General features: G+C 68.0%; 15 protein-coding genes. 4 read left to right on the top strand and 11 right to left on the bottom strand.

The genetic code is table 11. The features are described 5' to 3' along the window. Positions 1-297 precede the first annotated feature (297 nt). The 3 genes from ACWGI2_RS36295 to thyX all read right to left on the bottom strand — a co-directional run bounded on the left by ACWGI2_RS36295 (position 298) and on the right by thyX (position 3,950). Entirely contained in the window at positions 298-1,983 is a 1,686-nt protein-coding gene (locus tag ACWGI2_RS36295; protein WP_453700105.1) for a ribonuclease J, read from the bottom strand. A 136-nt stretch (positions 1,984-2,119) separates the two neighbouring features. After that, a complete protein-coding gene (dapA, locus tag ACWGI2_RS36290) occupies positions 2,120-3,019 on the bottom strand; it encodes a 4-hydroxy-tetrahydrodipicolinate synthase (RefSeq protein ID WP_453700104.1) in 900 nt (299 codons plus the stop codon). A 190-nt stretch (positions 3,020-3,209) separates the two neighbouring features. Continuing rightward, positions 3,210-3,950 (bottom strand): FAD-dependent thymidylate synthase, encoded by a 741-nt coding sequence (gene thyX / locus ACWGI2_RS36285; protein WP_363310590.1) that lies wholly within the window; start codon positions 3,948-3,950, stop codon positions 3,210-3,212. 190 nt (positions 3,951-4,140) lie between these two features. Between thyX and ACWGI2_RS36280 the strand changes: the two genes are divergently transcribed. Together ACWGI2_RS36280 and ACWGI2_RS36275 are read left to right on the top strand one after the other, a co-directional pair. Beyond that, the gene (locus ACWGI2_RS36280) at positions 4,141-4,380 is read left to right on the top strand and encodes a hypothetical protein (RefSeq protein ID WP_160507559.1); all 240 of its coding nucleotides are present in this window, start codon (positions 4,141-4,143) and stop codon (positions 4,378-4,380) included. A 143-nt stretch (positions 4,381-4,523) separates the two neighbouring features. After that, positions 4,524-5,084, top strand: coding sequence for a hypothetical protein (locus ACWGI2_RS36275; RefSeq protein ID WP_453400856.1), 561 nt, complete (start codon positions 4,524-4,526; stop codon positions 5,082-5,084). Positions 5,085-5,100: 16 nt separating this feature from the next. On the opposite strand, the gene ACWGI2_RS36270 is transcribed toward ACWGI2_RS36275, so the two are convergent. The 7 genes from ACWGI2_RS36270 to ACWGI2_RS36240 form a co-directional block, all read right to left on the bottom strand. Beyond that, positions 5,101-5,553 (bottom strand): hypothetical protein, encoded by a 453-nt coding sequence (locus ACWGI2_RS36270; protein WP_453700102.1) that lies wholly within the window; start codon positions 5,551-5,553, stop codon positions 5,101-5,103. Between the two features lie 17 nt (positions 5,554-5,570). Beyond that, a complete protein-coding gene (gene dapB, locus ACWGI2_RS36265) occupies positions 5,571-6,323 on the bottom strand; it encodes a 4-hydroxy-tetrahydrodipicolinate reductase (protein WP_453700101.1) in 753 nt (250 codons plus the stop codon). Between the two features lie 30 nt (positions 6,324-6,353). Next, positions 6,354-7,733, bottom strand: coding sequence for a M16 family metallopeptidase (locus ACWGI2_RS36260; protein WP_453400858.1), 1,380 nt, complete (start codon positions 7,731-7,733; stop codon positions 6,354-6,356). After that, on the bottom strand, positions 7,730-9,946 hold the full coding sequence (locus ACWGI2_RS36255; RefSeq protein ID WP_453400859.1) for a polyribonucleotide nucleotidyltransferase: 2,217 nt from the start codon (positions 9,944-9,946) through the stop codon (positions 7,730-7,732). Before ACWGI2_RS36255 ends, ACWGI2_RS36260 begins: the two co-directional genes overlap by 4 nt. A gap of 359 nt (positions 9,947-10,305) precedes the next feature. Continuing rightward, entirely contained in the window at positions 10,306-10,593 is a 288-nt protein-coding gene (gene rpsO, locus ACWGI2_RS36250; protein ID WP_160507553.1) for a 30S ribosomal protein S15, read from the bottom strand. A 268-nt stretch (positions 10,594-10,861) separates the two neighbouring features. Next, positions 10,862-11,395 carry a hypothetical protein gene (locus ACWGI2_RS36245; RefSeq protein ID WP_453700099.1) on the bottom strand — a complete coding sequence of 178 codons (534 nt, stop codon included), beginning with the start codon at positions 11,393-11,395 and terminating at the stop codon, positions 10,862-10,864. Continuing rightward, positions 11,370-12,359, bottom strand: a complete 990-nt coding sequence (locus ACWGI2_RS36240) for an outer membrane protein assembly factor BamB family protein (protein ID WP_453700097.1) — start codon at positions 12,357-12,359, stop codon at positions 11,370-11,372. Before ACWGI2_RS36240 ends, ACWGI2_RS36245 begins: the two co-directional genes overlap by 26 nt. 370 nt (positions 12,360-12,729) lie before the next feature. Here ACWGI2_RS36240 and ACWGI2_RS36235 point away from each other — a divergent pair, with 370 nt between their 5' ends. Then, positions 12,730-13,026: a DUF397 domain-containing protein gene (locus ACWGI2_RS36235; RefSeq protein ID WP_453400861.1), complete on the top strand. Its 297-nt coding sequence runs from the start codon at positions 12,730-12,732 to the stop codon at positions 13,024-13,026. Between the two features lie 17 nt (positions 13,027-13,043). Here ACWGI2_RS36235 and eccD read toward each other — a convergent pair whose 3' ends face one another. Further along, positions 13,044-14,567 carry a type VII secretion integral membrane protein EccD gene (gene eccD / locus ACWGI2_RS36230; RefSeq protein ID WP_453700096.1) on the bottom strand — a complete coding sequence of 508 codons (1,524 nt, stop codon included), beginning with the start codon at positions 14,565-14,567 and terminating at the stop codon, positions 13,044-13,046. On the opposite strand from eccD, the gene ACWGI2_RS36225 reads away from it, so the two are divergent. Continuing rightward, a complete protein-coding gene (locus tag ACWGI2_RS36225; RefSeq protein WP_453700094.1) occupies positions 14,560-14,682 on the top strand; it encodes a hypothetical protein in 123 nt (40 codons plus the stop codon). The genes eccD and ACWGI2_RS36225 overlap by 8 nt on opposite strands. Positions 14,683-14,747: the final 65 nt, after the last annotated feature.

The following is a 14,747-nucleotide window of genomic DNA, read 5'->3' as shown; positions in this document are numbered from 1 at the left end:
TTCGGTGTTTCATTTTGTCTTGCTGTTCTTGCGTTTCCGACTCTATCAGACTCTTTCGTGTCCGATTTCCTCGGTGCCTTTCCGGTTCCCGCTCCGGCCTTTCGGCTTTCGCGTTTCCCTTTCCGGCGGCTCCGACTTTATCAGAGATTCTGAGTCGGAATTCCCCGCCCCGTCCGGGCTTGCTCCGAGCACGTGAGTGCCGGGTGCTTCCCGTTCAGGCGGAGACGTAAACGTACTGGAGCGGGGCGCCCCGATGCAAATCGAGGCGCCCCGCTCCTAGTTCACGCAGTGTCGGGGTCAGACCTCGACGACGACGGGAAGGATCATCGGGCGTCGGCGGTAGTTGTCCGAGACCCACTTGCCCAGCGTGCGGCGGATGAGTTGCTGCAGCTGGTGGGGCTCGACGACGCCGTCCTGGGCCGACTTCTCGAGGACCTCCTGGACCCTCGGCATGACGGCGGAGAAGGCCGAGTCGTCGATGCCGGAGCCGCGTGCCTGGATGTGCGGGCCCCCGGTGATCTTGCCGGTGCTGGAGTCCACCACCACGAAGACCGAGATGATGCCCTCGTCCCCGAGGATCCTGCGGTCCTTCAGCGCGGACTCGCCGACATCGCCCACGGAGAGGCCGTCGACGTACACGTAACCCGCCTGGACCTTGCCGACGATCTTGGCCTTGCCCTCGACGAGGTCGACGACGACGCCGTCCTCAGCGATCACGATGCGGTCGTGCGGAACGCCGGTGAGGGCGCCCAGCTCGGCGTTGGCGCGCAGGTGGCGCCATTCGCCGTGCACCGGCATCAGGTTCTTGGGCTTGCAGATGTTGTAGAAGTACAGGAGCTCGCCGGCCGACGCGTGGCCGGAGACGTGCACCTTCGCGTTGCCCTTGTGGACGACGTTCGCTCCCCAGCGGGTCAGGCCGTTGATCACGCGGTAGACCGCGTTCTCGTTGCCCGGGATGAGCGACGACGCCAGGATCACCGTGTCGCCCTGGACGATGCGGATCTGGTGGTCGCGGTTGGCCATCCGGGAGAGGGCGGCCATCGGTTCACCCTGCGAGCCCGTGCAGACGAGCACGACCTCGTGGTCCGGCAGGTCGTCAAGCGTCTTGACGTCGACCACCAGGCCCGGCGGGACCTTGAGGTAGCCGAGGTCCCGGGCGATGCCCATGTTGCGGACCATCGAGCGGCCGACGAACGCGACCCTGCGGCCGTACTCGTGGGCGGCGTCCAGGATCTGCTGGATGCGGTGGACGTGGCTGGCGAAGCTCGCGACGATGATCCGCTTCTGGGCGCCGGCGAAGACGCCCCGGATCACGTTCGAGATGTCGCGCTCCGGCGGGACGAAGCCCGGGACCTCGGCGTTCGTCGAGTCGGAGAGGAGGAGGTCGATGCCCTCCTCGCTCAGCCGCGCGAACGCGTGCAGGTCGGTGAGGCGGCCGTCCATCGGCAGCTGGTCCATCTTGAAGTCGCCGGTGGCGACCACCATGCCCGCGGGGGTGCGGACGGCGACGGCCAGTGCGTCCGGGATGGAGTGGTTGACCGCGATGAACTCGCAGTCGAACGGGCCGAGGCGCTCGCGGTCACCTTCGGCGACCTCCAGCGTGTACGGACGGATGCGGTGCTCCTGGAGCTTCGCCTCGATGAGCGCGAGGGTCAGCTTGGAGCCGATCAGCGGGATGTCCGGCTTCTCGCGGAGGAGATACGGGACACCGCCGATGTGGTCCTCGTGGCCGTGCGTGAGCACGATGCCGTCGATGTCGTCGAGGCGGTCCCTGATGGACGTGAAGTCCGGCAGGATCAGGTCGATTCCGGGCTGCTCCTCCTCGGGGAAGAGCACTCCGCAGTCGACGATCAGCAGGCGACCGTTGTACTCGAAGACGGTCATGTTGCGGCCGATCTCACCGAGGCCGCCCAGCGGGGTGACCCGCAGGCCGCCCTTCGGGAGCTTCGGCGGGGCGCCGAGTTCAGGATGCGGATGACTCAAAAGACTCTCCTCACCACACGCGCCACGTACCTCCGGGGCACGTGGCGCGCATGACGTTCGTGCAGTAGCAGTTGTTTGGTGTGGGTGCAGGACTGTGTCCCGCGGTGTTTCGCGTATTCAGTTGTGAAGTCAGTGGCTAAAGCTGTACCCCGCCCGCGGCGAGGTCGATCTTGAGCTGGGCCGTCTCGTCGGGCGACAACTCGACCAGGGGCAGCCGCAGCGGTCCCGCGGGGCGGCCCTGCAAGGTGAGCGCGGCCTTCGTGGTGATCACACCCTGCGTACGGAACATGCCGGTGAAGACCGGGAGCAGCTTCTGGTGGATCTCTGTGGCCTTCTGTACGTCACCCGTGGTGTACGCGTCGATCATCGCGCGCAGCTCCGGCGTGACCACGTGGCTGACGACGGAGACGAAGCCGCAGGCGCCGACGGAGAGCAGCGGGAGGTTCAGCATGTCGTCGCCGGAGTACCAGGCGAGGCCGGAGCGGGCGATGGCCCAGCTGGCGCGGCCGAGGTCGCCCTTGGCGTCCTTGTTGGCGACGATCCGCGGGTGCTCGGCGAGGCGCACGATCGTTTCGGTGTTGATCGGTACGCCACTGCGGCCGGGGATGTCGTAGAGCATGACGGGCAGCTCGGTGCTGTCGGCGATCGCCGTGAAGTGCCGGAGCAGACCCTCTTGCGGGGGCTTGTTGTAGTACGGCGTGACGGTCAGGAGGCCGTCGGCGCCGACCCGCTCAGCGTCGCGGGCGAGCTCGATGCTGTGGCGGGTGTCGTTCGTGCCGACGCCTGCGACCACGTGGGCGCGGTCTCCGACCGCTTCTACTACGGCTCGTACGAGCTCGGCTTTCTCCGCGTTGCTGGTGGTCGGGGACTCGCCGGTGGTGCCATTGATGACGAGGCCGTCATTGCCTGCGTCCACCAGGTGGGCGGCGAGCCGCTGAGCGCCGTCGAGGTCGAGTGCGCCGTCCGCCGTAAAGGGCGTGACCATGGCGGTGAGGACCCTCCCGAAGGGGGTCTGCGGAGTGGAGGTCGGAGCCATGGGTAACACGCTACTCGCTGCTCAGCGCGTGGTCCCCCCTCGGGGGATGTGTGCGGACCTGACAAGTGAGGAGCCCGGCACTGCCTGCTCGGGGGTTCAAGCAGTGCCGGGTCCGTTTGATCAGGCTAGATGAACTTCTCGAAATGCCGCAATACGGACACCTCACTCAGCCCACCCGTACATCAGTGCCTTACGGAGCCACACGTCCGTTGGCGTTGAACGCGGCGTGCGTGAGGGGCATGAGCTTGGCCCACTGCTCCTCCATCTTCTCGCCGACCATCTCGATCTCCCGCTGCGGGAAGGACGGGACCTTGGCGAGCTCGTGCTGCGTACGCAGGCCGAGGAAGTGCATCAGCGAACGGGCGTTGCACGTCGCGTACATCGACGAGAAGAGGCCTACCGGCAGGACCGCGCGGGCGACTTCGCGGGCGACGCCGGCGGCGAGCATCTCCTGATAGGCCTCGTACGCCTGGCGGTACGAGTCCTCCATGACGCGGCCCGTGAGCTCCTGCTGGGCCTGGGTGCCCTCCACGAAGACGTACTTCCCGGGGCGGCCTTCCTGGACCAGCTTGCGGGACTCGTCCGGGACGTAGAACGTCGGCTGGAGCTCCCTGTAGCGGCCCGACTCTTCGTTGTACGACCAGCCCACGCGGTGCCGCATGAACTCGCGGAAGACGAAGATCGGGGCGCTGATGAAGAACGTCATCGAGTTGTGCTCGAAGGGGCTGCCGTGGCGGTCCCGCATCAGGTAGTTGATCAGGCCCTTGGAGCGCTCGGGGTCCTTCTGGAGCTCTTCCAGGGACTGCTCCCCGGCAGTGGAGACACGGGCGGCCCACAGGACGTCGGAGTCGGTCGCGGCGTGCTTCACCAACTCGACGGTGACCTCGCTGCGGAAGCTGGGCTTGAGGTCTTCGGTGGGGGTCTCGCTCACTGGCGGGGTCCTTCCATGTGCATCACTCGGGCGGCGCCCACTCTATGGCCCGGCACTGACAATCGGCCGTTCGGTGGCTCGCCACGACAATCTTCGGCGAATTTGGCGAAACCGGGCACCAATTGGCCGTTTCGAGCGTCTGACTGGACAACAGAGTTAAGTTCGAGTCGCGTGAGGAGAAACGCACCCCATGTTCCGTCGGCGCGAGCCAGTCCCGTTCGCCTTCATCGCCGAAGCCGACAAGTTCCGCAGTAACGTCACTCCCCCACCCCGAGAGCGTGCGTCGGCCGCTCAGGTCGTGGGCCGAACCCTGGTCGGCCTGGTCGTGGTCGCCGGACTAGCGGGTTCCCTGCTGTTCGGCATGCCCGCCCTGTCTCCCGATCAGTCACCCGCACAGAATCAGCAGTCCGAGGCCTCGGACGGTCGCTGACGGCCACGAACGCCCCCTGACTCTCCCCCACTGCCCTAAAAGCGTGGGGGCACCCCCATGGCCCCCCAAGGGTGGTAGCCCGGAGCAGGGCTCGGTAGCCTCACCGGGCACAGCCCGTGCGTGGATTGAGTGAGGATTCAGTCGTGCCCCTGCCCTTCCTGACGGCGGACCGCGCCTTTGACGAGTCGGCGGACGACGCCGCTCTGCCGTTCGACGACCGCGACCACTGGCGGCGGCCCTACCGGCCGGGTCCGTGGCGGGTGGGGGCGGCAGCGCTGCTTCTGCTGCTCGCCTCGTACGTCCTCGTCGCCGCCGTGGTCATCGCGTTCGCGGACTCACTCGCGGGTGCCGCCGTCTGCGCGGGCCTCGCGGTGGTCGTCATCGTGAGCGCGCTGCGGCTGCTGCGGATGGGCACCTGGGTGAGCGCACACGGCCTGCGTCGTGTGGCCTTCCTGACGACGCAGACCGTGCCGTGGGCGCAGGTCGTGACGGTGCGTACGACGCAGCAGCCCGTGCGGTGGCTCGGGCTGCCCCGCACCGTGCAGGGGCAGGCACTCGTCCTCGTACGGCGGGATCAGCGGGCCGAGGGGCAGCAGCCGTTGCTCACCGACCGCAATGCCGACTTCCTGGCCCGGTACGAGGCCTTCAACCGGGCTGCCGACTCCATCGAGGTGTGGGCCGACGAGTACCGGCCCACCGCCTGATCGCAGACGTCAGACGTCAGACGTTCACAGGCCTGCCCGCGTGCAACGCGATCGCGCGCTGCATCGCCTTTCGCGCGCGCGGGGTGTCCCGGGCGTCGTGATAGGCGACGGCGAGGCGGAACCAGCAGCGCCAGTCGTCCGGTGAGTCCTCGGTCTCGGCCTTGCGCCTTGCGAAGACCTCGTCGGCCGAGTCACGGTCGATGCGGCCGCCGGGCGTGCGCTTCAACTCGTCGACGGGCAGGCCGCCTTCGGCTTCCAGCTCGGCGGCGAGGCGGTTGGCGCGCTGGACGAACTGGGTGTTCTTCCAGAGGAACCAGACACCGATGAACGGCAGGATGAGCACCGCGACACCGAAGGTGACGGTGAGCGCGGTGCCGTGCTTTATCAGGAGCACACCGCGGCTGCCGACCAGGACGAAGTAGACGACCAGGACGGCAGCCGTGACGGCGTAAGTGATCTTTGCTCGCATGAGGGTCAGCCGGTCCGTCAGTTCAGGTCCAGGAAGTGTTCCAGGCCGAACGTCAGGCCCGGAGTGCTCACCACACGGCGTACGCCGAGCAGGATGCCCGGCATGAAGCTGCTGTGGTGCAGCGAGTCGTGCCGGACCGTGAGGGTCTCGCCCTCGCCGCCGAGCAGCACCTCCTGGTGGGCCAGGAGGCCGCGCAGCCGCACGGAGTGCACCGGAACGCCGTCGACGTCCGCGCCACGGGCGCCGTCGAGCGCGGTCGTCGTGGCGTCGGGCTGCGGGGCGCTGCCCGCCTCCCGACGGGCCTCGGCGATGAGCTGGGCGGTGCGCGTGGCGGTGCCGCTGGGGGCGTCGGCCTTGTTCGGGTGGTGCAGCTCGACGACCTCGACGGACTCGAAGTACGGCGCCGCGATCTGCGCGAACTTCATGGTGAGGACCGCGCCGATGGAGAAGTTCGGGGCGATCAGGACACCCGTCTTCGGCGACGCGGCGAGCGCGGTCTCCAGCTGCGCGACGCGGTCGTCGGTCCAGCCCGTCGTACCGACCACGGCGTGGATGCCGTGCCGTACGCAGAAGTCGAGATTGCCCATCACCGAGTCGGGGTTGGTCAGTTCGACCGCGACCTGGGCGCCGGTCTCCACCAGCGTGTCCAGCGAGTCGCCCCGGCCAAGCGCGGCGACCAGTTCCATGTCGTCGGCGGCTTCGACGGCTCGGACGGTCTCGGAGCCGATCCGGCCCTTGGCTCCGATGACCGCCACGCGCAGCTTGCTCATGTGCCTGATTCCTTAAGGGAGTTGAGCGAGTTAGGAGACCGCTTCGTGCAGACGCGCGGCCTGCTTGTCCTTGAGCGGACCGATGGCCGACAGCGAGGGACGGTGGCCGAGGACGTCACGGGCGACCTCGCGGACCTCGTCCGGGGTGACCGCCGAGATCTTGGCCAGCATGTCGTCGACCGACATCTGCTCGCCCCAGCACAGCTCGCTCTTGCCGATACGGTTCATCAGCGCGCCCGTGTCCTCGAGGCCGAGGACGGTGGAGCCCGCGAGCTGGCCGATCGCGCGGCCGATCTCGTCGTCGCTCAGGCCGTCCTGCGCGACCTGGTCGAGTTCGTCGCGGCAGATCTTCAGCACGTCGTGCACCTGGCTCGGGCGGCAGCCCGCGTACACGCCGAAGAGGCCGGTGTCGGCGAAGCCCGACGTGTACGAGTACACGCTGTAGGCCAGGCCGCGCTTCTCCCTGACCTCCTGGAAGAGGCGGGACGACATGCCGCCGCCGAGGGCGGTGTTCAGGACGCCCATGGCCCAGCGGCGCTCGTCCGTGCGGGCCAGGCCCGGCATGCCGAGGATGACGTGGGCCTGCTCGGTCTTGCGGTTGATGACCTCGACGCGGCCCGCCGTGCGCAGGGCGCGGGAGCCCTGGCGCGGGATGACCGGCGTCGCGTCGGTGCGGTGGAGGGCGCCGGCCTTCTCGAAGGCGGCACGGACCTGACGTACGACCTTGTTGTGGTCGACGTTGCCCGCGGCCGCGACCACCAGGTGGGTCGGGTCGTAGTGCTTCTTGTAGAAGCGGCGGATCCGCTCGGCGGTGAGGGCGTTGACCGTCTCCTCGGTGCCTAGGACGGGGCGGCCGAGGGGGGTGTCGCCGAGCATCGTGTGCGCGAACAGGTCGTGCACGCAGTCGCCCGGGTCGTCCTCGGTCATCGCGATCTCTTCGAGGATGACGCCGCGCTCGGCGTCGACGTCCTCCTGGAGGATCAGGGAGCCCGTCAGCATGTCGCAGACGACGTCGATGGCCAGCGGCAGGTCGGTGTCGAGCACGCGTGCGTAGTAGCACGTGTACTCCTTCGCCGTGAAGGCGTTCATCTCGCCGCCGACCGCGTCGAGCGCGGCCGAGATGTCGAGGGCGCTGCGCTTCTTGGTGCCCTTGAAGAGCAGGTGTTCCAAGTAGTGCGTGGCGCCGTTCAGGGACGGCGTCTCGTCACGGGATCCGACGTTCGCCCAGATCCCGAAGGTCGCCGACCGTACGGATGGCAGGGTCTCGGTGACGACACGGAGGCCGCCCGGCAGCGTCGTACGGCGGACCGTGCCGATGCCGTCCTTGCCCTTGAGGAGGGTTTGGGTACGGGCGACGGCCCGCCCCTCCGAAGAGGGGCGGGCCGTCGTCGTGGTGCTACGCGACGTCACTTGTCGGTGTCGTCCTTCGAGTCGTCGCCCTCTTCGCCCTCGACGACGGGGATGAGGGAGAGCTTGCCGCGGGAGTCGATCTCGGCGATCTCGACCTGGACCTTCTGGCCCACGCCGACGACGTCCTCGACGTTCTCCACGCGCTTGCCGCCGGCGAGCTTGCGGATCTGCGAGATGTGCAGCAGACCGTCCTTGCCGGGCATCAGGGACACGAACGCACCGAAGGTGGTGGTCTTGACGACCGTGCCCAGGTAGCGCTCGCCGACCTCCGGCATGGTCGGGTTGGCGATGCCGTTGATCGTGGCGCGGGCGGCCTCGGCCTGCGAGCCCTGAGCGGCACCGATGTAGATGGTGCCGTCGTCCTCGATCGTGATGTCGGCGCCGGTGTCCTCCTGGATCTGGTTGATCATCTTGCCCTTCGGGCCGATGACCTCACCGATCTTGTCCACCGGGATCTTGACCGTGATGATGCGCGGCGCGTTCGGGGACATCTCGTCCGGAACGTCGATCGCCTCGTTCATCACGTCGAGGATGTGCAGACGCGCGTCTCGGGCCTGCTTCAGCGCGGCGGCCAGGACCGAGGCGGGGATGCCGTCGAGCTTGGTGTCGAGCTGGAGCGCGGTCACGAACTGCTTCGTACCGGCGACCTTGAAGTCCATGTCACCGAACGCGTCCTCCGCACCGAGGATGTCGGTGAGGGCGACGTAGTGCGTGTCGCCGTCGATCTCCTCGGAGATCAGACCCATGGCGATACCGGCGACGGCGGCCTTCAGCGGCACACCGGCGTTCAGCAGCGACATCGTCGAGGCGCAGACCGAGCCCATGGACGTCGAGCCGTTCGAACCGAGGGCCTCGGAGACCTGACGGATCGCGTACGGGAAGTCCTCGCGCGAGGGGAGCACGGGCACGATCGCGCGCTCGGCGAGCGCGCCGTGGCCGATCTCGCGGCGCTTCGGCGAACCGACGCGGCCGGTCTCGCCGACCGAGTACGGCGGGAAGTTGTAGTTGTGCATGTAGCGCTTGCGCGTCACCGGGGAAAGGGTGTCGAGCTGCTGCTCCATGCGGAGCATGTTGAGGGTGGTGACGCCCAGGATCTGGGTCTCGCCACGCTCGAACAGCGCCGAGCCGTGCACGCGCGGGATGGCCTCGACCTCGGCGGCGAGCGTACGGATGTCCGTGACGCCGCGGCCGTCGATGCGGACCTTCTCCTTGATGACGCGCTCGCGGACCAGCTTCTTGGTCAGCGCGCGGTACGCACCGGAGATCTCCTTCTCGCGGCCCTCGAACTGCGGGAGCAGCTTCTCGGAGGCGATCTCCTTGATGCGGTCGAGCTCGGTCTCGCGCTCCTGCTTGCCGGCGATGGTCAGCGCCTGGGAGAGCTCCGACTTCACGGCGGCGGTCAGGGCCTCCAGGACGTCGTCCTGGTAGTCCAGGAAGACCGGGAACTCGCCGGTGGGCTTGGCGGCCTTGGCGGCGAGGTCCGACTGGGCCTTGCAGAGCGCCTTGATGAAGGGCTTCGCGGCCTCGAGACCGGCGGCGACGACCTCCTCCGTGGGGGCCTCCGCGCCGTCCTTGACGAGCTGGATGGTCTTCTCGGTGGCCTCGGCCTCGACCATCATGATCGCGACGTCGCCGTCCTCGAGGACGCGACCGGCGACGACCATGTCGAAGACGGCGTCCTCGAGCTCGGTGTGCGTCGGGAAGGCGACCCACTGGCCCTTGATGAGCGCCACGCGCGTGCCGCCGATCGGGCCCGAGAAGGGCAGGCCGGCCAGCTGCGTGGAGCAGGAGGCGGCGTTGATCGCGATCACGTCGTACAGGTGGTCGGGGTTGAGCGCCATGATCGTCTCGACGATCTGGATCTCGTTACGCAGGCCCTTCTTAAAAGAAGGGCGCAGCGGGCGGTCGATCAGGCGGCAGGTCAGGATCGCGTCCTCGGAGGGACGGCCTTCACGGCGGAAGAACGATCCGGGGATCTTGCCGGCGGCGTACTGCCGCTCCTCGACGTCCACCGTGAGGGGGAAGAAGTCGAGCTGGTCCTTGGGCCGCTTGGAAGCGGAGGTGGCCGACAGCACCATGGTGTCGTCGTCCAGGTACGCGACGGCGGAGCCTGCGGCCTGCTTGGCCAGGCGGCCCGTCTCGAAGCGGATGGTGCGGGTGCCGAACGTGCCGTTGTCGATAACAGCCTCGGCGTAGTGGGTCTCGTTCTCCACTGTTCTCCTACGTGTCTACGTTTCGTCTTCTCGCCCCTGGGCCCGTGTGGCCCGGGAGCGGCGCCCCATGTGTCCTTCGTGGACAGGGACTGTGCGGAGAAACGCGCCGTGTGTGCGGGCCGGTCTTCGATCGAAGCTCCCGGGGGTTTCGCCCGGGGGCCACTACCGAAGATCGGCGGCGGCTGGTGCGCCTCTCCTTCGTGAGGTCCTACTGGGTGTCCCCCAGGCGCTGGACCATGGTGATCCCTACCCGCGGGGACGTGCTTATGTCACCAGACTACAAAGCGTCGGTGACAACGCGCACGTACAGCAAAGGGAGCGGCCCCCTCTTGCGTGGGAACCGCTCCCTTCACGATGTCTTACTTCGCGCCCGCCGCACCGCGACGGATGCCCAGACGGTCCACCAGCGCACGGAAGCGCTTGATGTCCTTCTTGGCCAGGTACTGCAGCAGACGGCGACGCTGACCGACCAGGATCAGCAGACCACGACGGGAGTGGTGGTCGTGCTTGTGGGTCTTCAGGTGCTCGGTCAGGTCCGAGATACGGCGCGAGAGCATGGCGACCTGGACCTCGGGGGAGCCGGTGTCGCCCTCCTTCTGGCCGAACTCGGTCATGATCTGCTTCTTCGTAGCGGCGTCGAGCGACACGCTTACTCCTCGTAGTCTTTTCGTGGCCACCGAGTGCCCCTGGTCTACATCGCAGGGGAGCTTCCACAACTCGGAAGGCGAGGTCCGCTGGGCGCTGCCCTCAGGTCCTTGGTCGAGGTGTCGACCTTGGGGGTCCGGGGGCGCGTACACATACGGCCGTTACACAGGGTACCAGTCGGCTTGTGGGCGGCCGACAGGGCTCCTGTCCGCCTGCGCTGCTTCAGACCCCGCACTGCTTCAGGCGCCACACCGCTTCAGGCTCTGTGCTTCAGGCGCCTTCGACTCCCAGCGCGCTGAAGGCCGTGCCCTTCCAGGGTCCACTGTCCTCCGCGGACAGCTCCCGGGGGGCGAAGAAGACCCGGCCGTGCTCGACGATGATCTCGTTCTCCTCCGGATTCTCCATCCCGATGCGGTCCGGCATGCCGAAGAGCAGATACGGGGTCTCCTTGCCCGTACGCGGGTCAAGGCTCACCACGGCGGCCGGTGAGACACCGTCGTCGCTCGGCCGGAACGCGAGCAGCCTGCCGCCGCTCACCCGCAAGGGGTACATCGGACGGTCCGGCTTCGAGTCGAACTTCTTGACGGTCTTCCCGGTGCCGAGGTCGTACGAGACGATCCAGTTGTCCGCGGGCGTCCCCTTGGAGGCCGCCAGGAACAGCTGGTCCCGCCCGACCGCGATCGCGTCACACGTCTCCACGGTCCCGAAGAGCGGCTTGTGGCAATTGTCGACGAAGCGGCCCTCCGGCATGTCGATCGTGGCTTGGTAGTCGCCTCGGTCATCGAGGGTGATCAAGTCCGTCACGGCGGTACCGGCGGTCGAGACGGCAAGCGACGGCAAGCACCGCGGGGTCGGACGAGACCAAGTAGACGCGCTCGACTCCTCGCGCCACCTTGTAGGTCCACTCCGGCTCGCCCGTCCGTGGCCGCACCTTCTGCACCTTGAACTGGGGCTCCTCGGTGCCCCCGCACTGGACGAGGGCAAGGAAGTCGCGCCCGCCCGCGAAGCCGAGGTCCCGGCACTCCGCGGAGGTCGCGCCCGTCCACAGCTGCCGCCCGCGCTTCATGTCGTACGCGACCGAGCCGTGACCCCAGGCCACAGCGACCGTGCCACGCGTCATGGTCACGTTGGTGTTCGGCGCGAACGCTCCCTTGGCGTCGGGCAGCTTCACCTGCCAGAGCTTCTCGCCGGTGTTCAGGTCGAAGAAGGCCAGCTGGGTGCAGAGGTACTTGTCGGGGTCCTCGACCTTGGGGCTCTTGCCCTTGGATTTCTCCCCCTTGCCCTTCTCGCCCTTACCCTTTTTACCCTTCTTGCTCTTCTTGCTCTTCTTGTCTTTCTTGCTCTTCTTCTTGCCCTTGTCGTCCTTGCTCTTCTCGTCCTTGCCCTTGGGCTTGTCGCCCCTCTCCTGGAGCAGGACAGCCGTGCGTCCGTCGGCGGTGACATGGCGGGTGGTGTCGCATATCGGGCCGGTCAGCTCGGTGGACCAGTCCTCCTCGAACGTGCCGAACTTGAAGCCCTTGAGCGTGCTCCCGGTCCCCCGGACGAAGTTCTTCTCCGTCGCCCACGCGCCGGGCGCGTGGACGGTCTCGCGCCCGAACCTCTTCTTGAACTCTTTTTCGTTGTAGTCGACCGCGAGGTTGGCCTCAGGGCTCCGGGGAGTTTTCTCGACGGTGTCCCGGATGTCGTCCGGCGCCTGCCGCACGGGGGCCTGCTTCTTCGCCTGCGGCTGATCGCCGTCGGCCGCCGCCCAAACGACACCGCTGCCCACGCAGAGAACCACTGCCAGCAGAACGGCCAGCGCCCTCGCGCGACGCTTCTTGTTCTCCCTCTCCGCGCTCAGGACAGACTGAGTAAAGGGGGAATGGGGCGGGCCGTAGCTCACGCGGCAGGGCCTTTCTGGCTCGAAGGGGCGTCGCGTCGTGCGAAGTCACGGGTGAACTCACCGCAAATACCCACTGGTTCAGGTTCCGCACGATGCGCGCGTCACCTTATCTCCGCGCTATCGCCACCCTCCGTTCAGGGTTGAGGGATCGCGACGGAAACCCCGGGTGACGAGGTCATTGCGCTGCGTACCTTCCGGCCCGCCAAGTAGTCTGAGCCCACGGTTGGTTCGCTCAGGTGGAAGGGGCCGTCGCGCCATGGCCGAGGCACAGCACGAGGACGTCCAGGCTCGCAAAGAGCGCGAGAAGAACGAGCTCTACGCTCTCGACATCTCCGGCGTGGAGTGGCACAGCGCGCCGGGCACCGAGGCACACGAGGAACGGGTCGAGATCGCGTACCTACCGGACGGCGCCGTGGCCATGCGGTCGTCGATCGAGCCCGAGACGGTGCTGCGGTACACCGAGGCGGAGTGGCGGGCCTTCGTGCTCGGAGCCCGGGACGGGGAGTTCGACCTGGAACCGGCAGCAGGCGAGGGCAGCCGGGACGCAGGCTGACGCACAGAGCGCAGCTGTCAGCTGGTCAGGGCTCGCGCTGAGGCATACACGTCGAAGACCGCCAGGGTCAGCGGGACCAGCGTCAGCAGGACGAAGCCTTCCGCGATTTCCGTGAAGCGGCCCCAGAAGGGGGTGACTCCTCGGCGTGACGTGATCAGGCCTACGGCGGTGACCAGTACGGAGGCGGCAGCGATCGCCGCGATCAGCCACAGCGTTCGTACGTTGAGGGCCGAACTGTCGCCGAGCAGGGCATCGCGCATCAGCGCGTGCGGCGGGTTGAGGCAGAGGCCGAGCCCGAGCAGCACGAGTGCCGCCAGGCCCGCGGCCAGCGTGGACGCGACCTGAGCCGCGTAACGGAAGAGCTGGGCGCGCATCAGCATCACGATGCCGGTGGCGAGGGCAAGCAACTGCCCCCAGACATCGTCGGAGAAGCCGAGCACCGCGGCCGCACCGACGGACACCAGGGCGCAGCCACCCACCAGGCCGACGAGCAGTTCATGACCACGGCGGGCCTGGGCGGCGATGCGCTCGGCGTCGACCGGCTGCTGCGGCTCTGGCTCGGCGCCGTACTCGTTGCGTGCGGCATGCGGAGACTCGAAGCCGATGGGGATACGGGCGAACCGCATGGACAGACCCGGCAGGAACGCGAGAGCACCCACGGCCAGCGGGGAGCAGAGCGCCGCGGTCTCGATCGGCTCCAGGTTGCTGAGCGTCGCGATGAACACGGTGAGCAGGCCGACGGCGGAGGCGAAGACGAAGGCCACGAACGGGCCGTCCCCGCGCGGCGACACCAGGGTGAGGATCACCGAGGCGATGAGTACGGCCGTGCAGGCGAGCAGGAACTGGAGCCTGCCGATGCCCTGCCCCTCGGTCAGGGGCAGCAGACCGGAGCCGGCCACGGCCAGGTTCGGCAGAGCCCCGAGGCCGAGACCGATGGCCGAGGCCCGGTCGTCGTAGATCCGCGCACGCACGCAGGCGAGGGTGAGCAGCAGCAGGCCCGCGACTGCGGCGAGGATGCCCGGCAGGCTGTTCATGTCGTGGCGGGGCTCCGCGGTCCAGGCCACGAAGGCGATGAGGGCCGGCAGCACGGCGCCGCCGATGAGTCCTGCCACGCGCGTCGAGTCGCCGTTCCACAGCGTGCGATCGCGCGTCACCGCGGAGGCGACGGCCTCGGACACGTCGTCGAAGACGGCAGGCGGCAACGACTCCGAGAACGGACGCAGGGTGAGGAGCTCGCCGTCGAGGATGCGTTGCGCCGCGAAGGATCGGGCGCTGTCCAGTACGGCGCCGTCACGACGTACGAGGTGGTAGCCGACGGGGGCACCTTCGGCCGGGCTCTGCCGGGAAAGGCGCAGGATCTCCGGGTAGATGTCGGCGACCGGGATGTCGTCGGGCAGCGCCACGTCGATCCGGCTGTCGGGCGCGACGATGGTGACACGGCAGAAGCCGAATCCCGCGCCGGTTCCGGAGGCGGGTCCCGGAGGTGTTCCCTGGCCGGACCGTCCCGATCCGGTGGCCGTCGCGGAGGCCGTCATGCTCACCTTGCTGCTCCCCCTCCATGCTGTGGTCCTGATGGCGATGTCATCAGTGGTGCTGGTGCTGCGTGCGCGGCGTGTCCGCCGACTGTGCCGCATCGCGTGGTGCGTCGCGGCGTGATCTGACCCAGCTGGCTGGTTCTTGGTGGCGACCCTCACCACATACGGCGAAATGCGCCGATTCGC

Source organism: Streptomyces sp. NPDC054866, from assembly GCF_053610745.1.
The sequence above is the reverse complement of the archived record's forward strand: the minus strand, read 5'-3'. Positions and strand labels throughout refer to the sequence as shown.

Bases quoted from the DNA above. Each gene is read 5' to 3' on its own strand.
- dapA (WP_453700104.1), bottom strand. From the start codon at position 3,019: ATGGCTCCGACCTCCACTCCGCAGACCCCCTTCGGGAGGGTCCTCACC.
- ACWGI2_RS36280 (WP_160507559.1), top strand. From the start codon at position 4,141: ATGTTCCGTCGGCGCGAGCCAGTCCCGTTCGCCTTCATCGCCGAAGCC.
- ACWGI2_RS36270 (WP_453700102.1), bottom strand. From the start codon at position 5,553: ATGCGAGCAAAGATCACTTACGCCGTCACGGCTGCCGTCCTGGTCGTC.
- dapB (WP_453700101.1), bottom strand. From the start codon at position 6,323: ATGAGCAAGCTGCGCGTGGCGGTCATCGGAGCCAAGGGCCGGATCGGC.
- ACWGI2_RS36235 (WP_453400861.1), top strand. From the start codon at position 12,730: ATGGCCGAGGCACAGCACGAGGACGTCCAGGCTCGCAAAGAGCGCGAG.
- ACWGI2_RS36225 (WP_453700094.1), top strand. From the start codon at position 14,560: ATGCTCACCTTGCTGCTCCCCCTCCATGCTGTGGTCCTGATGGCGATG.